Source organism: Rhizobium leguminosarum bv. trifolii WSM2297, assembly GCF_000271845.1.
Genome location: NZ_JH719392.1, coordinates 812,759 through 836,771, shown reverse-complemented (window position 1 = coordinate 836,771; position 24,013 = coordinate 812,759). Strand labels below are relative to the sequence as shown.

Annotated in this window: 18 protein-coding genes; 3 read left to right on the top strand and 15 right to left on the bottom strand. The window is 61.8% G+C overall.

Annotated elements, in window-relative coordinates:
- Positions 1-2,994, bottom strand: a 2,994-nt coding sequence (locus tag RLEG4DRAFT_RS59835; RefSeq protein WP_003574332.1) for a DUF4347 domain-containing protein, incomplete at its 3' end; no start/stop codon positions are given.
- A 589-nt stretch (positions 2,995-3,583) separates the two neighbouring features.
- Between RLEG4DRAFT_RS59835 and RLEG4DRAFT_RS59830 the strand changes: the two genes are divergently transcribed.
- Both RLEG4DRAFT_RS59830 and RLEG4DRAFT_RS59825 read left to right on the top strand, forming a co-directional pair.
- Entirely contained in the window at positions 3,584-4,042 is a 459-nt protein-coding gene (locus RLEG4DRAFT_RS59830; RefSeq protein ID WP_003574334.1) for a hypothetical protein, read from the top strand.
- The gene (locus RLEG4DRAFT_RS59825) at positions 4,039-4,329 is read left to right on the top strand and encodes a type II toxin-antitoxin system RelE/ParE family toxin (RefSeq protein ID WP_003574335.1); all 291 of its coding nucleotides are present in this window, start codon (positions 4,039-4,041) and stop codon (positions 4,327-4,329) included. Before RLEG4DRAFT_RS59830 ends, RLEG4DRAFT_RS59825 begins: the two co-directional genes overlap by 4 nt.
- A gap of 4 nt (positions 4,330-4,333) precedes the next feature.
- Here RLEG4DRAFT_RS59825 and RLEG4DRAFT_RS59820 read toward each other — a convergent pair whose 3' ends face one another.
- The 13 genes from RLEG4DRAFT_RS59820 to RLEG4DRAFT_RS59760 form a co-directional block, all read right to left on the bottom strand.
- The gene (locus tag RLEG4DRAFT_RS59820; RefSeq protein WP_003563501.1) at positions 4,334-4,801 is read right to left on the bottom strand and encodes a cyclic nucleotide-binding domain-containing protein; all 468 of its coding nucleotides are present in this window, start codon (positions 4,799-4,801) and stop codon (positions 4,334-4,336) included.
- Between the two features lie 97 nt (positions 4,802-4,898).
- Positions 4,899-7,613 carry an ABC transporter ATP-binding protein gene (locus RLEG4DRAFT_RS59815; RefSeq protein ID WP_003574337.1) on the bottom strand — a complete coding sequence of 905 codons (2,715 nt, stop codon included), beginning with the start codon at positions 7,611-7,613 and terminating at the stop codon, positions 4,899-4,901.
- Between the two features lie 373 nt (positions 7,614-7,986).
- Positions 7,987-8,439, bottom strand: a complete 453-nt coding sequence (locus RLEG4DRAFT_RS59810) for an EVE domain-containing protein (protein WP_003574339.1) — start codon at positions 8,437-8,439, stop codon at positions 7,987-7,989.
- A 3-nt stretch (positions 8,440-8,442) separates the two neighbouring features.
- Positions 8,443-8,817: a VOC family protein gene (locus RLEG4DRAFT_RS59805; RefSeq protein ID WP_003574341.1), complete on the bottom strand. Its 375-nt coding sequence runs from the start codon at positions 8,815-8,817 to the stop codon at positions 8,443-8,445.
- A 66-nt stretch (positions 8,818-8,883) separates the two neighbouring features.
- Positions 8,884-9,579 carry a helix-turn-helix transcriptional regulator gene (locus RLEG4DRAFT_RS59800; RefSeq protein ID WP_003574343.1) on the bottom strand — a complete coding sequence of 232 codons (696 nt, stop codon included), beginning with the start codon at positions 9,577-9,579 and terminating at the stop codon, positions 8,884-8,886.
- A gap of 75 nt (positions 9,580-9,654) precedes the next feature.
- Positions 9,655-10,803, bottom strand: coding sequence for a glycosyltransferase family protein (locus RLEG4DRAFT_RS59795; RefSeq protein WP_003574345.1), 1,149 nt, complete (start codon positions 10,801-10,803; stop codon positions 9,655-9,657).
- The gene (locus RLEG4DRAFT_RS59790) at positions 10,800-12,047 is read right to left on the bottom strand and encodes a glycosyltransferase (protein WP_003574348.1); all 1,248 of its coding nucleotides are present in this window, start codon (positions 12,045-12,047) and stop codon (positions 10,800-10,802) included. The genes RLEG4DRAFT_RS59795 and RLEG4DRAFT_RS59790 overlap by 4 nt, the downstream gene beginning before the upstream one ends.
- 9 nt (positions 12,048-12,056) lie before the next feature.
- On the bottom strand, positions 12,057-13,265 hold the full coding sequence (locus RLEG4DRAFT_RS59785) for a glycosyltransferase family protein (RefSeq protein ID WP_003574350.1): 1,209 nt from the start codon (positions 13,263-13,265) through the stop codon (positions 12,057-12,059).
- Positions 13,266-13,362: 97 nt separating this feature from the next.
- Positions 13,363-14,535: an ABC transporter permease gene (locus RLEG4DRAFT_RS59780; RefSeq protein ID WP_003574352.1), complete on the bottom strand. Its 1,173-nt coding sequence runs from the start codon at positions 14,533-14,535 to the stop codon at positions 13,363-13,365.
- On the bottom strand, positions 14,535-15,533 hold the full coding sequence (locus RLEG4DRAFT_RS59775) for an ABC transporter permease (RefSeq protein WP_003574354.1): 999 nt from the start codon (positions 15,531-15,533) through the stop codon (positions 14,535-14,537). The genes RLEG4DRAFT_RS59780 and RLEG4DRAFT_RS59775 overlap by 1 nt, the downstream gene beginning before the upstream one ends.
- Positions 15,534-15,536: 3 nt before the next feature.
- Positions 15,537-17,444: an ABC transporter substrate-binding protein gene (locus RLEG4DRAFT_RS59770; RefSeq protein WP_003574355.1), complete on the bottom strand. Its 1,908-nt coding sequence runs from the start codon at positions 17,442-17,444 to the stop codon at positions 15,537-15,539.
- Positions 17,444-19,333: an ABC transporter ATP-binding protein gene (locus tag RLEG4DRAFT_RS59765; protein WP_003574358.1), complete on the bottom strand. Its 1,890-nt coding sequence runs from the start codon at positions 19,331-19,333 to the stop codon at positions 17,444-17,446. Before RLEG4DRAFT_RS59765 ends, RLEG4DRAFT_RS59770 begins: the two co-directional genes overlap by 1 nt.
- Before the next feature lie 153 nt (positions 19,334-19,486).
- A complete protein-coding gene (locus RLEG4DRAFT_RS59760; RefSeq protein ID WP_003574360.1) occupies positions 19,487-20,830 on the bottom strand; it encodes an adenylate/guanylate cyclase domain-containing protein in 1,344 nt (447 codons plus the stop codon).
- Positions 20,831-21,404: 574 nt separating this feature from the next.
- Here RLEG4DRAFT_RS59760 and RLEG4DRAFT_RS59755 point away from each other — a divergent pair.
- Entirely contained in the window at positions 21,405-22,742 is a 1,338-nt protein-coding gene (locus tag RLEG4DRAFT_RS59755; RefSeq protein ID WP_037093042.1) for a nucleotide sugar dehydrogenase, read from the top strand.
- On the opposite strand, the gene RLEG4DRAFT_RS59750 is transcribed toward RLEG4DRAFT_RS59755, so the two are convergent.
- A complete protein-coding gene (locus tag RLEG4DRAFT_RS59750) occupies positions 22,732-23,907 on the bottom strand; it encodes a DUF3095 domain-containing protein (protein ID WP_003574364.1) in 1,176 nt (391 codons plus the stop codon). The genes RLEG4DRAFT_RS59755 and RLEG4DRAFT_RS59750 overlap by 11 nt on opposite strands.
- Positions 23,908-24,013: the final 106 nt, after the last annotated feature.

Sequence of the window (24,013 nt, the reverse complement as noted above, 5' to 3'; positions counted from 1 at the left end):
GTCGCCGCCGCTGACCGAGATTGTGCCGCCTTCACCGATGAGCGCCCAGCTGCCGTCATTGCCAGCACCCAGGTCGATAACGTCGTTGCCGGGGCCGCCCCCTCCGAAGAAGGCGCCCGCCGCGCCGTCGATGAAGTCGTCGCCGTCGCCGCCCGACAGAACGTCGTTGCCGGCGCCGCCGGTGATGCCGTCATTGCCGGCGCCGCCGCTAATGGTATCGTTCCCCGACCCGCCGGTGATGCTGTCGTTGCCGGCGCCGCCAGTGATGGTGTCGTTGCCGTTGGAAGTGGTGATGGTGTCGTCGCCGCTGCTGCCGGTGAAGATCACGCTGCGGCCGAGAAGTTCGTCGGTCAGATCGACGCTTCCCGGTCCCGCCAGGGTCAGCGATACGGTGGCCGACTCCTGGCCCACATAGCTGACGATGGTGTCGAAGCTTTCGAACTGCGTCGCTGTCGCCTTGATGCTGGGATTGCCATAGGCGTTATAGGTCACCAGCCGTTCGACATTGGAGATCGAGAGCGTCGAGATGTCGCCCGACTGCTGCGCCTGCAGGGTATCCAGCCCGTCGCCGCCATCGATGACGCCGCTGGCGGCGGTGGCCCCGAACAGCGCCATGGAATCGTTGCCATCGCCGCCGCTCACCGAGATGGTTCCGCCAGACGCAATCAGAGCCCAGCTCGAATCGTCGCCTGCACCAAGATCGATGGTGTCGTTGCCGGGACCGCCGGCTCCAAAGAACGCACCCGCAGCGCCGTCGATGAAGTCGTTGCCGGCGCCGCCCGACAGAACGTCATTGCCGGCGCCACCGCTGATGCTGTCGTTGCCAGCGCCACCGGTGATGCTGTCCGCACCCGAGCTGCCGGTGATGGTGAAACCTTCGGCCTGACTTGACAGGTTGATAACAACGCCAGCCAACGCAGCGGCGGCGGAAATAGCCTCGACGCCAGAAAGCTGGCTGTCGTTGCGGCCGTTTAGACCGGTGGATGTCGAAGTGAGGTTCACCGTGTCGCTGCCACTGCCGAGGTTGACCGTCGTAAATCCGTTCATTTCGGCGCCTGTGAGCGTGACAGTGTCACTGCCCGAGGAACCGTTCAGAGTCTGAAGGTTGGTCAACGTGCCAGTGGTGAAGTTGTTGGTGCCCGCCACGAAAAGTATGTTGGCGCCAGCTCCGCCATTGATCGATTCCGCGCCTGTGAAGTCGCCGTTGTTGACGACAAATGTGTCGGCCCCGCCACCCCCCACCAGCGTATCCACCCCCGAGCCGCCGGTGATGATATCCGCACTCGAGCTGCCCGTGATGGTGTCCGCACTCGAGCTGCCGGTGACGGTGAAACCTTCGGCCTGACTTGACAGGTTAATAACAACGCCGGCCAACGCAGCGGCGGCGGAAATAGCCTCGACGCCAGAAAGCTGGCTGTCGTTGCGGCCATTCAGACCGGTGGATGTCGAAGTGAGATTCACCGTGTCGCTGCCACTGCCGAGGTTGACCGTCGTAAATCCGTTCATTTCGGTGCCTGTGAGCGTGACAGTGTCACTGCCCGAGGAACCATTCAGAGTCCGAAGGTTGCTCAACGTTCCGGTGGTGAAGTTGTTGGTACCTGCCACGAAAAGTATATTGGCGCCAGCTCCGCCATCGATCGATTCCGCGCCCGTGAAGTCGCCGTTGTTGACGACAAATACGTCGTCCCCGCCGCCGCCCACCAGCGTATCCACCCCCGAACCGCCGGTGATGGTGTCCGCGCTCGAGCTGCCAGTGATGGTGTCCGCGCCCGACGTACCATTTATTGCAATGATGTCGTTACCATTGTTGCCCCATGCCGAACTCCCATTGCCACCGAATGTCCAAGCCGCCGCACTGAAATTCGAAGCGTTTTGAACAGTGACCGTTTGATTTCCGGTCGAACCACGTAAATCGAGCGACAACGATAGACCTGTTGCACTAAATTGATTCGAATTGAAGGTAACAGCAGTTCCACTGCCCGAAATGGAAAGAATTTCCATAGACAGGAGCCTACTTGCCGGGAGGACGGAAAAATCAGCTGCTGCCGTAACATTCAAAGTGTCGATACCGCCGCGGCCATCGAAGATGTCACTCGCTTGCACCGTGCCGGCGCCTATTTTGAAGGTATCGGCCCCCGGACCTCCAACCTGATTATCCTGACCGGCGGTGGCGCTGAAATTCGCCAATACGCCTCGGTAGGTGGCTAAGCCAGAACGGGTAAGGGGTGGTCTAGGTGCCGCGTTCCCGAATTGCAGATCAAGACACCATGAGCCCCCGAGGGCTACCGCGCCAATGAAGCCAGATGCTGCAGCAACGGACCGGTTCAAGCAGCGGTGGAGGAATTCGGCGAAACTCTTACCGACTTCATTCTTGCCGGTGGCGCAGCACCATAGTTGCATGCTGCCATGTTTGCCCAGCGCCGCGCTAATTTTGGCGAATAATTCGGTTGAGCCGGCAAAATCCCGCTCTGAGAACGTCCCAGACGAGAACCTGATTTGACCCGGAGCGCCGTGCGCTACGACATGAACTCTGTCAAGGCGGCTGTAGGCAGACAGGTGACGTGCCATCTGGCGAATTGCAGGTTCGCGGTCGGATAAAACAACAGCCTCGACTTCTGGGCGCAGACCGCCAAGCAAGGTGTCCAGGTCGCTGATGCCTTGGTCAATGAAGACGATTTCCCGAGGCGCCTTACGCACTTGGTTCTTCGTCGCCGTGCCGGCAATTGCCGGCACGTCTGGCGCGTGATCGCCCGCGCTGAGCGACACAACACCACTGAAATTCGATGCAGGCAAGTAAGACTTAGCGCTCGCGCGAACCGTAGTGATGACTGCGCGCGCAGCGTAAAGGTAGGATGTGCCGTTCGCAGGCAATGGCGTCAGAACAGAACCTGAGACCGTTCCGTCTTGGTCCGTTCCGATCAACTTGATATTGGAAAGTTGATCCTTGAAACGAACTGAGGTGATCTTGTTGGTCTTTAACAATTTGGTCGGCATAGCATACCCCTGATGACAACAGGAAGACTTGCTCGACGCTGACAGCAGCTCGGAATTGCGGCGTGCTAATGTAACTCGTGCCCGCCAAGGCATACGTCCACACAGTTTGAGCGGCCTTAGCCACTCAAAACTCTCCTCTCCGAAGCTACCCGTGGAGTACGTCCCCCAGCTTATTTCTGGAATGTCAGAAATACATCAATCATCGCACTGAGTCTAATAACCAGTTCGGTAGTACATGCTGGCGGAAAGACAGAATACATAATCCGTTCCATGAAAGCTCTACGATTTCATCAAGCATCACATGGCGTTGCCCCGTCACTGGGTGAGATGGATAGCTGTTGCAAAGACACTCTGATCACCAAAACACAAGCACTATCGCGCTGCTCATTGAAAAGCGTGAGGTGGTGGGGCTCACCCAGACGGAACTCGCTGCCATGCTCGGCAAATACCAGTCGTTCGTCGCACAAACGAACAGTCGTGCCTTTGCCTGACATCCGCCGTACCGACCATTGGTGCAAGTCTAATTATTGAATGCATTGCAATCTATAATTAAATGCATATTCTTGTTGGTGATCAGCGAGGATATGCCATGACCGCAGAAACCATCGATCATTCGACCCTGTCCCGTCTTGTTGAAGCCGGCGCGGTCGATGCCGCTCATGTCGTCGGCAAGACCGGCGGCTGGTCCGTGGTCATCCGCTATGGCAAGGCCGAGCGTCCGCTCGCCGCCCAGCGCAGCCGGCAGGTGCGGGTGTTCAAGCGCATAGACACTTTGGTTTCCTATCTCAAGGATGTCGGCATCTCGCAGTTCGATGTCGATGCGGCCGACTACGTTTCCGCGACGACCTCGCGGCCGGATCGGGCCGAAGCTCTGCGTCGGACCCATGAGGCGGCGGAATACGACAAGTGGTTCCGCGAACAGGTCGAGGAAGCGATCCGGGAAGCCGACGATCCCAACACGGTCTGGATCCCGCATGAAGTCGTCAAGGAAGAGATGGCGCGCGAACGGGCGGAGCTGGTGGCGCGGCTGAAGGGCAAGGCCGAGTGAAGCTCGTCTGGCGTGCGAGAGCTGCATCAAATCGCAAGAAAGCAATTCAGTTTTTCGCCGAGCAGAATGTCGGCGCCGCGATAAGCCAACTTGATGAGATCGAGCGTCAGACCGATTTGCTCATCGATCAGCCGGAGATCGGCAGGCCCGGTCGAATTGGAGGAACGCGCGAACTGGTGATTTCACGCACATCTTTTATCGTGATCTATCGTGTTCGCCAGGAAATCGAACAAGTGGAAATTTTGCGCCTCGTCCACGGCGCGCAGAAATGGCCGCCAAAGTCCTGAAGCCTTACTGCGCCATCTGCGGCTGCTTTGCCGCCCGGGCCGCGGTCAGCTCTGCCGTGGTGTGATTCAGGCGGTCGGCGAGCACCCGCATGATTTCCACCGCCATCTCCGGAAAGTCGCTGAGCAGCTTCAGGAAGTGTTCCTTGCTGATGCGCAGCACCTCGAGCGGTGAGGTGGCGCGCACCGTTGCCGTGCGCGAGACGTCGCAGAGGATGGCGATTTCGCCGACGATGGAATTGAGCTCGACATCGGCGACCTTGATCTCACCGGCCGGCGAGGAGACGATGATATCGGCGGTGCCGGAGAGGATGACATAGGCGGCGTCGCCGACATCGCCCTGGTGGAAGAGGTTTTGCCCGGCCTTGTAGGTCATACGGTCGGAAGTGAAGGCCAAGAGCTTGAGCTTGGCTGGTGCGATCCTCGAAAAGATCGGCACCCGTCGCAGCATTTCGACTTCGTCTCTCAACAGCACGTTTCAACCCCCTGACGCAGGGTCCGCGGGACCGGGCGTCTTCATAACTCCGAGGCGTCCCGTCGGGACCGCCTACCATCGCCGCCCCGATAGAATATTACGATAACAGTTCCTTGAACATCCCGTTTTTCTCGGAAAGTTCCGGATAGTTTCCGGCCTCCGCCAACCCGCCGCGGTCAAAGAGCAGGATCCGGTCGAACATCTCGGCGAGCCGCGCATTGGAGAGCACCCAGATGATCGCCGGGCGCTGACCTTCCTCATGAAGGCCTTCGACGATGTTGCGGGTGATCTGGTCCTGGACGCGCTGGTCGAGTGCCGACAGCGGCCGGTTGAAGATGAAGTAGTCCGAGCGTTTCAGGAGCGCGCGCGCAAGGTTGAGCTTCTGCCGCTGCACCATGGTCAGCCGCTTGCCGCCGGAGCCGACGTCGAATTCCAGCCCGATCGACAGCACATCGTCATAAAGGTCGAGCGCGTCGAAAAGTTCGCCCATGATGCCACGGATGCGGTCGGAGGCGTCGGCCTGCTGATAGGCGATGCGGCCGAAGAGCACATTGTCCATCAGGCTTGCCGACGGGGTGAAACGCTCGGCGTCATAGCGCTCGATCAGCTCGGCGAGATCGGCGGGAATATGCTCGTGGAACTGCTTGCGGGCGCTGACGATCTTGGCCATCAGCTCGTCGGTCAGCAGGCCGAAGCGGTGGCGCGGCTCGATATAGGCAAAACTCAGCCGGATGATGGCCGAACGTTCCTCGGGCGTGGCGTCTTCGAAGCGGCGGCTTTGCAGCTTCTGCAGCAGCGCCTGGTAGGTCGGGATGTCGTCGGCCGTCATGAAGGTCAGCTGCTGGAAGAACGGATGGTCCGGCGGCAGATCGTGGAAGAGTTCGACGGCGTTCTCGGCGATCTCAAGGCCCATGGCGTAGAGATCGGTGCTCAAGCCCGTCTCACGGAACAGCTGCTGGAAATAGGGATGCGCGGCCAGCCGGCGATTGGTCATCAGCGGCCGCTTCATCGTGCCGAAAAGCAGGTTTTCGCCGACCGTCGCCTGGGCGTTATAGGCGTCGAAATCGAAAGGCACGACGATCGTGTCGAGCCCTTCTTCGCGCAGCCGGTCGCGCAACGAGGCGCGCAACGCGACGACGTGGTCGCTGACGGCTACATGCACGTCGGTGTTGACAGTCGAGCGCAGCGCCAGATCGAGGATGTCCTGCGAGATCAGAACGGCGTCGAGCACCGGGCGGATCGCTTTCAGCAGGTCTTCCGGCCCATTGGCGCCGGCGGCCTTGTAATCCACCCAGTCGCTGTTGAGGTCGAGCGTCGGATTGCCGGCTTTCACCGCCTCGATGGAATGCCATTTATACTCCAGCGCTTCCTTCTCGTCGTAAACGGGATCCGTCATCGGCGCGTGCTTGAGGCCGTAGAGCAGATTGCTGGCGAGCGAGCCATGAAAGAAGAAGGTGTCGGCCGAGGCATAGGAGATGCGCCGACCGGTGATCGATTCCGGCAAGTCCAGGAGATCACGGCCGTCAATAGTGATGCGGCCGGAATCCGGCCAGACCATACGGCCGAGCGCTTCGGCGAAGGCTTCCGCGCCGCTGCCGTTCGGGCCGACGATCGCCACCGTCTCGTTCGGCTTGATTTCGACGGAGACGTGGTCGACGAGGCGGGCGCCGCTGTCGTCGGAGAGTGACAGATTGGTGACCACGAGTGCGCTGGTCAGTGCGCCGACGGGGGTCGTTGCGAGTTCCTGGATCCGGCTGTCGATCAGCGGCTCGACATTGAACTGTTCGTAGACCTGCTGGTATTTTACCTGCACGTCCTGGCGCATCTGATCCCAGTCGATCAATTCCTTCAGCGGCCCGGGCAGGTCCTTATAGGCTGATATGACGGCGACGAGCTGGCCGATGTCGAGCCTGCCCTGCAGGGCCAAGTAGCCGCCGATGGCGTAGAACAGGAAGGGCGTCACCTGAGCGAGGAAGTTGTTGATGAACTTCACCAGGAACTTCCACTGGTAAAGGTCGTAGCGGATCGAAAAGATCCGGCCGAGCCGCGAGGCGATGTCGGCGCGTTCGAGATTGGAGGTGTCGTTGCCGTGGATCGTGCCGATGCCGTCGACGATTTCGCCGACGCGGCCGGAAAGTTCGCGTGCCGTCAGCTGCCGCTGGCGGCCAAGCTCCAACAGCCGCTTGCGCATGCGGGGGATGACGATGGCCTGGACGCCAACGATGCCGGCGGCAATCATGCCGAGCCAGAAATTCTGGACGATGATGAAGGCGAGCGCGGTGATCGCCTGGCCGCCGAGAAGCGCAGGGGAGACGAAGGCATCGCCGGTGAAGCCGCCCATCGGCTCCACCTCGTCCTTGATCATTGTGGCGATCTCGGCCGATTTCACCCGCTTGAAGTGGATCGGCGGAAAACGCAGCACCCGGTCGATCAATTCGAAGCGGATGCGGCGCAGCATACGCTCGCCGAGCCGGCCCTTGTAGGTGTTGATATAGAACTTGAAGAGACCGTTCAGCACCACCAGCGCCAGAAACACCAGGCTGAGGGCCATCAGCATCTGAAAGCGGTTGAGCTGCAAACCTTGAAAGAATTCGACATGGCCGATCAGCGGAATGTCGTAGGCAATGTGCATGAAGGTCTGCCTGGCACCCGGACCTTCGAAACCGTCGCCCTGGATCGGTCCGTTGACGATCTGCTTCGGCAGGTCGAAGGACAGGAAATAGGGCACCATCGAGGCGGCGACGACAGCCAGAATCCACAGCTGCTGCAGCCGCGTGTTCTTCCAGATGTAGCGGGCGAGGCTTTTTTCCATGGCTAACCGTCAGCGTGCTGGGAAATTCCGGCGGCCGGGATGGGGAGCAATTCTGAGAACAGGACCATGCCTTCGGACCGCCGATATCGCAATGAAAACAAGGCGAAGGGACCGGCTGCAGATGTGCCGATTCTCGCCGGAATATTGCTTATATCACAGGAATTTTGGATTACAGCGCCGTGCGTCTTAAAAGACGCCCAAAGGGCAGCGTAACACTTGGAATTGCTGCATAATTTTATGCGTAAATCGATTTCGATTACGGAATTTTGCGGCAGCAGACGGCTCGGCAATCATGTAGAGATCGGTGCCGCGAGCAAAAGATACCCCCGGAAAAATCCGGGGGCTCGTCGTGGAAGATCTGAAGAGATCGTACTCAAGCGGCGACCTTTCGCAGCATGGTGTTCGCAGACGAGTGGCTCATCGCTTCCGCGATCATATCGGCATCTTCATTGCTGATCCCGAACAGGCCGAAGCGAAGCTGGTAGCCCCAATTGGGGCCGACCCGTGTGAAGGCCAGCCGGTCAAGCAGAGGCCGGATCGGCGTTTCCTCTGCAGGCCGCCATTCGACATCCCGCCGCCAGGGCCTGAAACCGCTTTCCATCTCCACCTGGTAAGGCGCGCAGTCGCGTGCCGCGCCGATCGCGGTGAAAGCCTGCAGGCGGTCCTTGCCGCCATAGACGACGGTGGGCGAGTAGTAGATCACGCGGTCCCCGGCCGTGATTTGCCTGAGGGGTGATGCCTTGCCGTGACAGACCTGCATGAAGCCGGCTTGACGGCCGATGCGGACATGCGCTGCGCAAGCGACGGCGATCCAGGCTTTGGCCATCGCTCAAACCTCCTCGGCCAGGGTGTAGACGCGCAGTCGATGCCCGTCGGGATCGGCGGCAACGAAGCTTCGGCCGAAATCGAGGTCGGTCGGCGCCATGACGATGTTCGCCCCCTTGGCCTGCCAATCGGCGTAGGTCGAGTTGACCATACCGCTCGTGGCCACCTTAAAGCCTATCTCGCAGCCGCCGCCGGCTGCTCCCGGCGCGGGCTCGACGCCCGCTCTGCCCCAGAGACCGAGCCCCAGGCCGGATGGCAAGATGAACATGGCGAAGGTCTGGCTCGCCTCCACGGGCTCCTTCCCGAGCAGGTTGGTGTAGAAGCGGGCGCTCGTCGGGGCGTCGGTCACGTAGAGAAGAATGCTGTTGCTGGCGGTCATAAGGATCTCCTGTTGTTCGTTGGACAGCAGAAGCTTATGACCCGATACTGCCAAATTCTGGCAGTATCACACGTCCCGATGCGATATTCCCTGAATCTCCCGCCATTGTTTCAGCAGCGCCTGCCTGCGCTTGGGATAACGTGCGTCGAGCGCTTGCGCATGAACAATTCGATCCGTGCGAAACGAGCGGAAATCCTGGCGGAGTTCACACCAGCCGAGGAGAAGGCGCACCTGGTCGAAAAAGGCCAGAGCGAACGGCCACACCACACGCTCCGACGCCACGCCGGCTCCGTCGCTATATGACAGCGAAAGCTTGCGTTCGGTGCGGATCGCCTTGCGCAGAAGGGCCGGATCGACCGCGTCGACAGGGATCTTAACGCCCGGCCCCACAAGAAGGGCGGATGAATCCAGTGCATCGCGCAATTCCGGCGGCAGCACGGCAACGATGCGCGCCAACGCATTTCGCGCAGCATGCCGTAAGTGATCGTCCCCTCTATCCGCAACCCAGCGGGAGCCGAGGACGAGCGCTTCTATCTCCTCCGGGGGAAACATCAGCGGCGGCAGGAGAAATCCCGGTTTCAAGATATAACCGACACCCGGTTCGCCCTCGATAGCCGCCCCCTGGGCCTGAAGGCTGGCGATATCCCGATAGAGGGTGCGAATGCTGACGCCGATCTCCTCGGCCAGCACCCCGCCACTCACCGGCCGACGGTGGCGGCGCAATACCTGAAGAAGATCGAGGAGGCGTTCGGAGCGGGACATGCGGCAAGCTTATACAGGCTTGCTGCTGCCAGATAGTGGCAGGATGCTATTCGGACGACTTGCGGAAGCCGTGCCTCAAAACCTCGATTTGCCGGCAATCAGGGAGCGAATGATGCCGGCGGTCTTCTCAGCCCCATCGAGATCGAGCGGGACCGGCCCGCGGCGCGGCGCGGCGAGCGCCTTTTCGACCGCCTCTTTCACATGCCCCGGCGTCAGTCCCGTTTCCGGCAGGATGTCGGCGAGATCGAGTGCCTGCAACCGTTCTGCGCGCACCGTCTGTTCGGTCTCGCCGCCGGCGACGAAGGGGATCAGGATCGCCCGGCATTCGGTGCGCAGGAGATCGCCGACCGTATTATAGCCCGCCTGCGAGATCGAGACCCTGGCACGGCGCAGCAGCGAGGGAAAATCCTTGCGGAAGCGCACCAGCGTAACATTGGCAGGCGTATTCTGAGACAGCGCGGCGAAATCGGCCTCCGGCAGGTTCGGGCCGGATATCAGCAGCCAGCGGAGATCGGTGGGCAGCATCGCTGCCGCCTCTTTTGCCGCGCCGATCAGCGCGGCGCCGACCGCGCCGCCGCCTGCCGATGCGATAATATCGAAGGTTTCGGTCGGTTCCGGCGCGGGCGGCGCTGCCACGAGGCCGGTATAACGCAGCTTGTCGGCGATCTCCGCTGTCAGCGGGAACGTGTCCTCGAGCCTGATAAAATCGGGGTCGCCATGGACGAGCACCGCATCGAAATGGTCCCTGACCGTTGCTGCAGTCTCCGCGTCGCGGCCGGCCTTGCGGTTTTCCTGCAGGATGTCACGCACCGAGCTCAAAAGCTTCGGCCGCGGTTCGGCCTTGTCGATCGCCTGTAGCAGGGGCAGCAGCTCGAAGCGCATCTGCCGCCGGCCGAAGGGGAAGGCTTCGATGATGACGACATCCGGTCTTGCGACATGGAAGGCGTCGAGCAGCAGATCGCGGCGGGCATTGAGGAAATCCTCGCCGGCGGGGCGGCCATCGGCATCGGCAAGACCGGAGAAACCGGCATTGCTGGCGACGACCGGCGGCAGGGCCAAGGTCTTGACGCCTTCGCCGGGAAAGCCCGGCACCGGCAGGCCGCCGGTGACGACCGTGACGTCGAAACCGTCCTTGACCAAAGCATTGGCGATGCGGCTGGCACGGGCGATATGGCCGATGCCGAGCAGATGCTGGACGTAGAAGAAGATGCGCGGTGCCGTCATGACGCCTTCTGCCATTCGGCCTCGAACAGGCCGGTGAGCTGCCGGATGCTGGAGTGATAGTCGAAATCGGCGCGCACCCGCTTTTCTGCGGCATCGCCAAGGCGCTTGCGGAGCGCCGGGTCGCGGATCGCCGTCTCCAGCGCTTTGGCAAGCAGCTCCGGATCCTCCGGCGGCACGACCAAGCCGTTTTCGCCGTCCTCCAAAAGCTCCGGCACGCCGGATACCGCAGTCGACAGGCAGACGAGCCGCTGGCTCGAAGCCTCCACAAGCACGTTCGGCAGGCCGTCGCGGTCGCCGTTGGCGGCGATCCGGCAGGCCAGCGCGAAGAGGTCGGCGCGGCGGTAGTGATCGAGCACGTCTTCCTGCGCCATGGCGCCCTTCCAGGCGATGCGGTTGGAGAGGCCGAGCTCGCTGGCGAGCACCTTCAATTTGGCCAGCGCCTCGCCGCCGCCGATGTGGTCCATGCGCCAGTGGAGGTCTGTGGGCAGCAGCGCCAGCGCCCGCAACAGCACGTCGTATCCCTTCTTCTCGACGGCCCGGCCGACGCTGAGGATGACGGCAGGGTCGTCGGGGTCGCTGCCGGTGCGGTCCGAACACTCGCCGGCAAAATGGCCGAAACGGGCGAGATCGAGACCGTGGTAACTCAGGTGCACGGCATCCTTGCGGGATGTCAGCATCCGCATGTGTTCATAGCCCGTCCGGGTGCAGGTGACGGCCCAGCGGGCGCTGCCGAGTTTTTCCTGCAATTCCCAGTCGGGCGATGTCCAGATATCCTTGGCATGGGCCGAACAGGTCCAGGGTGTACCGGTGAGGATGCTCGCATATTCCGTCACCGAGGCCGGCGTATGAATGAAATGCGCATGCAGCCATTGCCCGCCGTCCGGCCATTCGCGTCCCAGCACCAGCGCCTGGCCGAGGCGGCGGAAGCGGTTGCGCGAGATGTCGCGCTTGAGGTCGGCGAGGAAGCGTTTGATCAGCGCCTTGAAGCCGGGTTTGGAAAATCCGGCGATCAGGCCTTTCAGCACACGGATCGGCTCCTCATGCAGATACTCCGGCAGATAGACGACGCGGGCTCTGATCTCATCATGCACGGGATGGCGCTTCTTGTCGGTCGGACGGCGCATCGAAATCAACGTCAGGTCGAAGCCGGCCTTTTCCAGACCAAGCAGCTCCTGGGCGATGAAGGTTTCCGAAAGGCGGGGATAGCCTTTCAGCACGACGAGAATCTTGCGGCGTGGCGGCAATTCTGTGCCCTATTCCGCGCCGACGAGGGAAAGATGGCTGGCGCGGCCGTCGATCCACCGGCCGACGGTCTGCGAGATGTGGTCCAGCCCTTCGAGATGCATATTGCTGCCGCTCTTCGATGGCGGCAGGCGGGAGGGCAGGCGCTTCAGAGCCTCGGCCATGATGGTGGGATCGACCGATTGTTCCGGCAGCAGCATATCGACGAGGCCGAGCTCACTTGCCCGCTTGGCGCGCAGCAGCTGTTCCTCGCGCGGCTTGACGCGCGGCACAATGAGCGCCGGTTTGTCGAAGGAGATGATCTCGCAATAGGTGTTGTAGCCGCCCATGGCGACGACGCCGGCGGCGCCGTCGATCAGCTCTTCCATGTGGTTGTCGAACTCGATCACCTCGATATAGGGAATGGCGTCCCCCTTCTGCACCAGCTTGGCGCGCTCGGCCGCCGGCATATAGGGCCCGAGCACGACGAGCGCCTTCTGCGTCAGGGTCGGATCGGCCTCGTAGGCGTTCATCACGTCGTGGACGAGATCGGAGCCGTCGCCGCCGCCGCCTGTGGTGACCAATAGGTAATTATCCTTGCGGGCGTTGATCGAGGTCTTGCCCTTGGAGACGCTGCGCTGCAGGAAGCCGACGAAATCCATCTTCCGGCGCAGGCTGGCCGGCACATCGAGACCGATCAGGGGATCGTAGAAGTCAGGCGGACCATAGACCCAGACGCTGTCGTAATATTGGTCGATCTTCTGCATGATGCCGTTCCTCTTCCACTCGGCGTCGAGCAGATGCGGCGCGTCCATGATCTCGCGCAGGCCGAGCACCAGGACGGTGCCGCGGGCCTTGAGATAGGCCAGTGTATCCTCGACCTCGCCCTTCAGTCCCATCGGCTCCTTGTCGACGATGAAAATATCAGGCTGGAACGTCTCGGCCGTGTGGCGGATGCTCGACTCGCGCATCTTCAGCGTCTCGTGCAGGTCGATGTGGCTGGCAAGCGACGTGTATTCGCCGTTGCGCAGCTTGATGACGCTCGGGATCTTCACGAAGTCGACGCGAGCGCGGTAGTCGAAGGCGCCGGCGATCGTCGCGCCCGAAATAATCAGGATGTTGAGGCCGCGATAATCCTCGACCAGCGCATGGGCGATGGCGCGACAGCGCCTGAGATGGCCGAGACCGAAGGTGTCATGACTGTACATGAGGATGCGTGCATCTTCGAGACGTCTCACCATGGGTGTTCCCTCCGGGGTGAACAACATGCGTTAGTACCCCCACCGTCCGGAGGCCACGTGGCGTGGGCGGTGCCATAAGGCGCCGCCGGGTTTTCTGCTATTTGTAGGGATCTGCCGCATCACGCAAGCCGTCTCCCAGAAAGTTGAACGCCAAAATGACAAGAACAACAGGAATGATCGGATAGAGCAGCCAAGGATAGAAGGCGATGACGCTGACGCTTTTTGCCTCGGTGAGCAGAATGCCCCAGCTGGTGATCGGCGGGCGAAGACCGAGGCCGAGGAAGGAGAGCGCGGTCTCGCCGAGGATCATGCCGGGGATCGAAATCGTTGCCGAGGCAATCAGATGCGACATGAAGCCCGGCACCAGATGCCGGCCGATGATGCGGGGCGTGCTGGCGCCCATCAGTTGCGCGGCCTGGACGTAATCCTCTTCGCGCAACGCCAGAAGCTTGGAGCGCACGGCGCGTGCAAGCCCCGTCCAGTCGATGATGCCGAGAATGACGGTAATGCCGAAATAGATGACGATCGGACTCCAGGTCACTGGCATGATGGCGGCCAGCGCCATCCATAGCGGCAGGCTCGGCAGCGATTGCAGCACTTCGATCAGGCGCTGGACGATGAGATCGAAAATGCCACCCCGATAACCGGCAAGGCCGCCGATGACGATGCCGAGCACGAAGCTGATCGAAATGCCGATCAGACCGATCGTCAGCGATATCCGCGCGCCGTAAAGAATGCGCGACAGCACGTCACGGCCGAGCCGGTCGGTGCCGAGCAGGAACATCTGGCCGCCGATTGCCGGGCAGACCAGATGATAGTTCGAGGCGGCAAAGCCCCAGAATTTGTAGGCATCGCCGCGGCAGAAGAAGCGGATCGGCTGCACGTCGTTCGGCCGGTCGGTATAGACGCGGTGCAGCGTGTCGAGATCGAGCGTCATGCTGCGGCCATAGACGAAGGGGCCGACGAAATTGCCCTTGTCGAAGAAGTGGATGCTCTGCGGTGGCGCATGGATGAAATCCACATTGCGCGTATGCAGGCCGTAGGGCGCCAGGAACTCGACGATCAGGATCATCAGGTAGACAGCAGCAAGAAAGATGCCGGAGATCAAGGCCAGCTTGTGCTGCTTGAACTTCCACCACATCAGCTGCTTCTGCGAGGCGAGATGGATGCGCGATTGCGCCGCCGTCATGGTCTCGGTCGCCAGCGGATCGAAAGGTGCGGTCGAGACGTAATGCGGCAGCGGGGCGCCGGGTGCGGGAAGGGGCGACATTATTTGGTGCTCCTGCCTTGCAGACGGATGCGGGGATCGAGGAAGCCGAGCGCGATGTCGGAGATCAACACGCCGATGACGTTGAGGAAGGCCAAGAACATCAGGAAGGAGCCGGCCAGATACATGTCCTGGCTCTGAAGCGCCTTGATGAGCATCGGCCCCGTCGTCTCGAGCGACAGCACGATCGCGACGATCTCGGCGCCCGAGATGATCGATGGCAGGATCGAGCCGATATCGGCGACGAAGAAGTTGAGCGCCATGCGCAGCGGATATTTGAGCAGCGCCCGAATCGGATGCAGGCCCTTGGCCCGCGCCGTCGTCACATATTGCTTCTGCATCTCGTCGAGCAGGTTGGCGCGCAGCCGCCGGATCATCCCTGCAGTCCCCGCCGTGCCGACGATGATCACCGGGATCCACAGGTGAGAGAGGATCGAGCGCGCCTTCTCCCAGCTCATCGGCGCCGAGATATATTGCTGGTCCATCAGATGGCCGATCGAGATGCCGAACCAGATATTGGCGAAATACATCAGGATCAGCGCCAGCATGAAATTCGGAATGGCGATGCCGAGCAGGCCGAGGAAGGTCAGACCGTAATCGCTCCAGCTATACTGATGCGTGGCCGAATAGATGCCGATCGGAAAGGCGATCAGCCAGGTGAGCAGGATGGTCGTGAAGGAGACGAGGATCGTCAGCCACAGGCGCTCGCCGACCACGTCCGACACCGGCAGCTGGTATTCGAAGGAATAGCCGAAATCGCCATGCAGCATCCCGCCGACCCAGTAGAAATAGCGCACGATCTCCGGCTTGTCGAAGCCGTATTGCTGGCGCATCTCCTCGATTTCCTGGAGATTGGCGGTTTCGCCCGAGGCGCGCAGTTCGGCGATCTGGCTCTCGAAGAAGTCGCCCGGCGGCAGCTCGATGATGGTGAAAACCAGCGCCGAAATGACGAAGAGCGTCGGCACCATGGCGGCGATGCGCCAGAGAATGTATCTGAGCACGCCTCAGGCCTCCTTGTACCAGAATGCATCCGGCATGTAGATGCCGAGATAGGAGGTGGGATCGAAGCCGTAGAGGGCTTTTTCCGGCAGGTTCTGCAGCTTGGCGGCGCGAAGGATCGGCTGCAGCGTGCTGTTGATCAGACCGATCGAGAACACCTGCTGCGTATAGAGCGACAGCATCTTGTGCCAGATCACCTGACGCTCCTCGAATTTCGCCGTCGAACCCCATTGGCCTAGCAGGTCGACCAGTTCGGCGGCTTCCGGCAGGTCCGGGGCCGTGCCCTCCTGGCCGGCCGAGAGGTAGTGCATCCCCCAGAGCGGCCATTGCAGCTGATCGTCGAGCGTCGGCGCCAGTCCTGCGGGCGACATGTCGGCCGTCGGCACGCCATTGTCGAGGCCGTACCAGATCGACATCATGATCGAACCGCTCATGGCGCGGTTACGGAAGACGTCGCGCTGCGAGGTGCGGGTATAGAGCGCAAGGCCGATATTGGCCCAGTGATCGTGCACCAGCTCCAATACGTCGGTATCGAGATTGCTCTCGCCGGCGGTTTCGACAGTGATCTCGGCGCGCCGCCCGTCCGGCAGCAGGCGGATGCCGTCGCTGCCGCGCTTGGTCAGGCCGAGTTCGTCGAGCAAACGGTTAGCCTCGTCGGCATCGAACTTGACGAAAGCATCGGCATATTCCTGCTTGAACAGCGGGCTGTCGGGCAGGACGGTATCGGCGCTCGGCGTGCCCAGGCCGTAGAAGGCGACCATGTTGATCTCGTGCCGGTCGATTGCCAGCGACAAGGCCCGGCGCAGGCGCACGTCGCGGAAAAGGCCGCGCCACACCTCGTCTGCGCAGTTGAGGTTCGGCAGCAGTGTAATGCGCGAGCCGCGCGCCACCTTCCAGAGATTGACCTTCACTGGGAAGCGTTTCTCGGCCTCCTTCAGGAAGGTGTAGTCGTTGAAGTCGATGCCGGTCGCCTGCAGGTCGGCCTCGCCGGCACCCGCCTTGGCGGCAATGATCGACGAGGAGGAGACGTTGAGGATGAACCGGTCAAGATAGGGAAGCTGCCTGCCGGTCTCGTCGACGCGGTGGAAGAACGGGTTACGCTCGAAGACGAACTGCTCGGCCGGCAGCGGCGTCGTATTGCGCCAGGGATCGAGCGTCGGCAGGTTGGGATTCTCAGGCCGGTAGGAGCGGGCCATCTTGATGTGCAGGTCCTGCCATTTCTTGACGCGGTTGGCCTGCATCATCTGTTCCATCTTCGCCTGGTCGGGCTGGAACTTCTTATGGAACTGCTTGAGATAATGCGCCGGCCCGACGATGACGAGCGGGATGGGGCCGGCCAGCGTCGGCAGGAACATCGGGTTGGGTTTGTCCCAGGTGTAGCGCACCGTCAGCGGATCGAGCATCTCGAAACGCGGCAGGCTGCCGTGCGGGCGAAGCTCCAGCGCACCGCCGCCCGGCGTCAGCTTGTCGTTCAAGATGACGTCTTCCCACCAGTAGCGGAAATCGTCGGCCGTGAACGGCTGTCCGTCGGACCATTTATGGCCCTCGCGCAGCGTGAAGGTGAAGACCGTGTCGTCTTCCGAGTGGAAATCGGCGAGAATGTCAGGCTGGAACTGCAGGTGCTTGTTGTAGCCGACCATGCGGGCATAGCCGTAGATCGTCATGAAGCGGATGTCGCGCTGGCTGCCGATGATGGTGCGCACCGTGCCGCCGTAGCTGCCCGGTTCGAGCCCCATTTCCTTGAGGTTGACGATGCGCGGGCGGGCGGGAAGGCGCGCGGCCATCGGCGGCAGGCTGCCTGATGTCAACTGCTCCTTCAGGAATTCCGGCTCGCCGGCCTGTTCGGCCCGAAGCACCGTGGGCGCGATCGCCGCGCCGACAAGGCCGCCCAGAAAAATGCGACGCGTCACCATCAGCGCAACTCCCTGGCATCGGCGCCTTTGCGGGCGCGCACCAGATGGCCGTCGCCGAGATCGGCATAGGCAAGCTCGGAAGCGTCGTCATGCTCGGCGGTGAAGGTCGCGCCCCAGTTCTGCTTGTCGGCGGCGCCGTTTTCCCGGAGCGCCTTGAAATCGAGCGGCCGGTCGAGATCGGGGAAGGGGACGGCGGCGAGCAGAGATTTCGTATAGGGGTGGACCGGGTCGCGCAGGATGATCTCGCGTGGCGCGATCTCGACGATGCGGCCCTTGCACATCACCGCAATGCGGTCGGCCATATAGTCGACGACGGCGAGATTGTGGGAGATGAACAGATAGGTCAGCCCCAGCTCCTTCTGCAGGTCCTTCAACAGGTTGAGGATCTGTGCCTGGACGGAGACGTCGAGCGCCGAGACCGGCTCGTCGAGGATGACGAGCTTCGGGCCGAGTGCAAGCGCGCGGGCGATACCGATGCGCTGGCGCTGGCCGCCGGAAAAACTGTGCGGGTAGCGGCTGAGGTAACGCTTGTCGAGGCCGATCGCCGCCATCAGCCCTTCGACCTTGCGCTTGTGCTCGTCACTGTCGCCGCGGTCGTGGATCTCCAGAGGTTCGCTCAAAATATTGCGCACCGTCATGCGCGGTGAGAGCGAGGAGACCGGATCCTGGAACACCATCTGGATCTTAGTGCGCATATCCTGCAGGGCCTCGCCGCGCACCGAAAGTACGTCGATCACGTCCTTGCCGTCGTTGAACACCACCGCGCCGCTATCGGGTGTGACGGCGCGCATCAGGATCTTGCTGAGCGTCGTCTTGCCGCAGCCGGATTCGCCGACGAGGCCGAGACATTCGCCGCGGCGGATGTCGAAGCTGACATCGTCGACGGCGTGCACGACCGCGGCTTCATGCTTGCCGAGGAAACTGCGCTTGCGCGTCTTGTAGGTCTTCGAGAGATTGGCAACCGAAAGCAGTGTGCCCGGCGCCTCCGCCTGCAGCGGCTTCTTCTTGCCGACAAGGGTTTCGAGATTGACCGGCACGTCGCGCAGCGCCTTCAGCCGCTCGCCGGGTTTCATGTCAAAATGCGGAACGGCGGCCATCAGTGCCTTGAGATAGGGGTGCTGCGGATTGCGGAAGATCGCCTCGACCGGTCCGGCTTCCATGATCTCGCCGTGATAGATGACGACCACTTCGTCGGCCATGTTGGCGACGATGCCGAGATCGTGGGTGATGAGAAGCATCGCCATGCCGAGCTTGGCCTGCAGGTCGCGCAGCAACTCGAGGATCTGCGCCTGGATCGTCACGTCGAGTGCTGTCGTCGGCTCGTCGGCGATCAACAGCGCCGGCTTGCAGATCAGCGCCATGGCGATCATGGCGCGCTGGCGCATGCCGCCGGACAGTTCGAAGGGGTACATGTCGTAGGTGCGGTGCGGATTGGAAAAGCCGACGAGACCGAGCATTTCCTCGGTCTTTTCCCGTGCTTCCTGCTTGTCGGCTTCGGTATGGATCAAAAGCGCTTCGCTGATCTGGTTGCCGACCGTGTGCAGCGGCGAAAGCGAGGTCATCGGCTCCTGGAAAATCGTCGCCATGCGCCGGCCGCGCAGGTCGCGCATTTCCTCGCTGTCGCGCGAAAGCGACAGGATATCCGTCGTGCTGCCATCGAGCGGATCGGTAAAGAGGATGCTGCCGGAGGCCTTGGCCGGGTTGGGCAGGATGCCCATGATCGACTGGCTGATCACCGATTTGCCGGAACCGGACTCGCCGACGAGCGCGGTGACCTTGCCCGGAAGGATACGAAGATTGGCTTCCTTTACGACGCGCAGCCGGTCGCCGAAAACCGAGAAGGAAACGTCGAGATTTTCAATACGCAACAAATCGGCTGCAGACGCCATACCAATGAAATTCCCCAGTCTTCTGTGTTCCCGTTAAGGCACACTATCGTACCGCAAACGGGGTGTCTAGCAGATGACAATCACAGGAAAACTGCCACATCTCGCCGAAGTTCCCCAGACGAGTCGCGCAGATTCAGAGCAGGCGTTCGAGGTTTACTGGATGAACTTCTCCGTGGTTGTGCGCTCGACGTGTTTCTTCGCGTCCCGGTGCAGGAGAATGACTTGCTCGGCTTCAGAAAGCCCGTTCTGAACCGCCTCGCGGAAGCCCTCGTCGACGTTGATCTCGGGAGCCGGCGCCCGCGGCTGCAGCACCGTCACCTTCTGGCGGATGCCGCGCAGCTTCTCTTCGCCGAGCGTCGTCCATTCGCCGCCGCAATAACCGGCGAAAGCCTGGCTGGCGACGACCTCCCGGCCGTATTTCTTGGTCAGGATCTGCAGCCGCTGCACCTCGTTGACCGCTGAGCCGAAGGCGGAGAAGGTCAGCCGGTCTTTCAGGCCGACATTACCGAACATGACGTTGCCGACATGCAGGCCGATGCCGTAGCCGACCTTGCTGAGGCCTTTCGCCTCGCGGTCCCTATTGAGCTCGGCCACCCGCGCCTGCGCCTGATGGACGGCGGAAAGGGCTGCCTCGCAGGCGATTTTCGACGGGTCCTTGTGGCGCCCGCAGGGATAGACGGCAAGGAAGCCGTCGCCGAGGAAGCTCAGGATCTCGCCGCCATTCCGGTTGAAGGGGGCGGCGATCGCGTCGAAGAACTGGTTCAGCGTGTCGATATAGGCCTGACGGCCTTCCTTTTCGGCATACATGGTGGATTCGCGCATATCGCCCATGACAAGCGCGGCACGGATGGTTTCGCCATCGCCGCGGCGGATCTGGCCGTTCAGCACCCGCTTGCCGGCATCGCCGCCGAGATAGGTGGTCAGCATGTTGTTGGCGAGCTTGCCGAGCACCGCCATCTTGGCGGCGACCGCCAGATGGTTTTGCATCCTGAGCAGCGCGTCGATCATATCGTCGGAAAAGCCGGTGTGATGGTCGGTCGACCAGGAGCCCATCATGCCCTGCACCGAGCCGTCGCCGAAGGGCTGCACGAAGGCGAGGTAATCGGTGATGGCGTCCTTGCGCAGATCCTCGAAGATCGGAAATTCCGCCGGCCCTTCCTGCATCAGCCGGCGGCGGATGTGCTGCAGGTTGTTGTCGAGCAGGTAATAATAGGGGCTCTGCAGGAAGCGGTCCGGCTTCTGCCCGGCCGGCATGCGGAAGCCCTCGATGGTAACGCCGCTCGCGCGCCGCCAGGTAAAACTCAGCGCGTCATAAAGCGGATGCAGCATCGAAAAGGTCAGATGCACGCGCGCAATCGGCAGGCCGGCGGCGGCAAGCCTTTCGCAGAAGCCGCGCACGATGTTTTCAAGCTCGTCTCCGGCCAGCGAAGAGTTCGTCAGCCATTCAGCGACCCGATCCAACAGGATGGAGGACACGCTGGTTTCGATCGTGCTCATTCTCGGTATGATCCTCATAAGGCACGCCATCCCCAAGAGCCAAAAATTCCCCGGCCGGCACATCTTCATGCGCAGGTCAAAAGGAAATCAGGATGTACGAGCGGTATTATTTGTCAACGATGTGCCGAGAGCCCGGCAAGGGCACCCCTCTGTTCCCCATGTCGGAGGACCGGACGGGCAGTCCTTTCACTGTGGTTCATTATCAAGAATCAAAATAGGGATGCTGCAGATGCGAAACAATGGGATGGGAATTTTTTTGTGCGCTGAAGTTGCAGCAAAGGTCATCGCCGGGGCTTTTCGGCCACACCCGGCTAAGGGTTCATCCCCTCGTACGCCTGCCGGCGCCTTCTCCGGTTAGACAGGCGAGGGGACGACGTGCGGCGGCCTCCTCGGTTCCCAATACCCTCTCGCGTGGCACGTCTCCTGTCCGCGCCAGGACGGCCAGAATGGGTGAGGGGCAGTTTTTGGCGCAAACCGGACAGCACTGCCGCCGGGGAGAAGAGGAGCCGGGTTTAATTTGCCCGGATCATGCATTAGATCAGCTTCCTCTCTTCCCCGTTTGAAAGATCCCGCCTTGGCCATCTCCACTTTCGACACGCTTTTGCAGAAGATCGAAACCCGCGCGGCGCGTGCCGGCGTCATCGGGCTCGGCTATGTCGGGCTGCCGCTGGCGATGGCGGTGGCACGCAGCGGTTTTGCGGTCACCGGCTTCGACATCGATCCCTCAAAGATGGTGGCGCTCGATGCCCGCCGCTCTTATATCGACGCCGTCAGCGACGCAGCGCTTTCAGCCGAGATCGAGGCCGGGCGCTTCCAGGCGACCACCGATTTCGCCGGTCTTGCTGACTGCGACGTCATTATCATCTGTGTGCCTACCCCGCTCACCAAACACCGCGATCCCGACCTTTCCTACGTCGAGGCGACGTCGCGCTCGATCGCCCAGCATTTGCGCCCCGGCCAACTCGTCGTCCTGGAATCGACCACCTATCCCGGCACTACCGACGATATCGTCAAGGTCATCCTCGAGGGCACCGGGCTGAAATCCGGCTCCGACTTTTTCGTCGGCTTCTCGCCGGAGCGCGAGGACCCCGGCAATCAGCATTATCATACCGCCACCATCCCGAAGGTGGTCGCCGGCGATGGTCCTGAGGCGCTGTCGCTGATGAAAGCCTTCTATGGTGCCGCGGTTTCGACCGTCGTTCCGGTCTCCTCGAATGCGACGGCCGAGGCGGTGAAGCTCACCGAAAACATCTTCCGTTCGGTCAACATCGCTCTCGTCAACGAGCTGAAGACCGTCTATGCGGCGATGGGCATCGATGTCTGGGAGGTGATCGACGCGGCCAAGACCAAGCCCTTCGGCTACATGCCCTTCTATCCGGGCCCCGGCCTCGGCGGCCACTGCATTCCGATCGATCCCTTCTACCTCACCTGGAAATCGCGCGAATACGAGCTGCCCACCCGCTTCATCGAACTCGCCGGCGAGATCAACTCGGCGATGCCGCGTTACGTCGTCGGCAAGCTTGCCGAAGCGCTCGACATCCGCGCCGGCAAGGCGCTGAGCCGCAGCCGGGTGCTGGTGCTCGGGCTAGCCTACAAAAAGAACGTCGCCGATATAAGAGAAAGCCCGTCGCTGCGGCTGATCGAGATTATCGAGGAACGCGGCGGACGGGCGGAGTATCACGACCCCTTCGTCGCCGAGATCCCGCCGACACGCGAATACCAGGCGCTGAAGGGCCGCAAATCGGTGGCGCTGACGCCTGATACGATCGCCGGCTACGATGCCGTGCTGGTCGCGACCGATCATGATGGGGTGGATTATGCCGCGCTTTCGAAAAGCGCTGCACTGATCATCGACACGCGCAACGTCTTCAACCGGCTAGGCCTCTCGGCCCATCACATCATCAAGGCGTGACGGAAACGGCGGAAAGCGACTTGCCGGTCATCCGGCTGGCGGCCACTGCATAACCGCCAGATGCACCGTCGATGAAATGCATGTGGTCGCGCGAAATCGGCGTCGGCACGAAGCAGGTCATGAGCGCCGAAGTCTGTCGATGCAGACCGTAGCGGGCAATGCCCTTGGCGCGGGCCGCTTCCAGCAGCGTCTCGATCCGTTTCAGGTGCTCGGCGTCGACGTCAACCGTCATCTTCAGCCCGTCGTCGAACTTGCGGAAATCGGAATTGCCGGCGACGTCGCGCTTGTAGCGGCGCGCATCGAAGCGGCCGAGCGGAATGCCCAGCCGGTAGCACACGACCGTGATGGCAAGCTGCAGGAAGATGAAGAGTTTCTGCCGCAGACGCCTTCCGGCTGGCGCGGTGGCCTTGGCCTCGCGATTGATGCCGTGCAGCGAGAAAGCGAGCTCCGGGCCCTCGGCCGGCACCGGATGGCTGCCGCGGCTCTGCTCGCTGGTGATGGCGACGATGCCATTGACGAGGGAGCGAAATTCTTCGCCGGGCCGGCCTTCGCCGGGAACGGCGATGATCGAGACGATCTCACCATTCTGCGCATCGATCGGGCTCCAGCGGCAGGAGAGGCCGGTGAGATCGGGGCGGGTGCCTGCGGGCGCGCGCTCGACATTGTAATGGCCGAGCTTCATCTGTCTTTCGGCCCAACTCGTCCCGCCGCCCCAAAACATCGCATAGGTGACATGAGGGCTTACGGAATAACGGGCGACGCGGACGTCAAGACCCTCGGCGCGGGTGTCAGTGACCGGAACGATGGCGATGCGCAGCATCAGGCCGAGATCCTCCTCGACCCAGACCTGCACGGCGGCAAGCGCTTCGCGCGCCGCCGGTTCCAGCGAACCCGGAAGTGCAATCAGAGCGCCGTCGCCGCCGAAGACGAAGGGATAGTCGCCCTTGCCGACGGCATTCAACACCGCCGAAATGACGCTGGCGCCCGCCATGTTGACGTCCTTGTAGCGGCCGCCGGCGATCGCCTGCGTCGAGCCGACGATATCGGCAAGCGCCAGCACCCATCCATCCGGCAGGGGCCTGTAATTGGCGGCATCGGTCACGCCCTCGAAGGCGCTGAACAGCGGCACGGCGGCAAAGAATTCTTCGTCGGTCACGGTTTTCATGTCATTGACCTTAGCACAGACCCATGTTGCCACTGCAACGCCATTTCCCATTTTACGGCAATCGACTTGGCAAGGTTTCATGTGTTAGCACCCGCTGACGATTTTT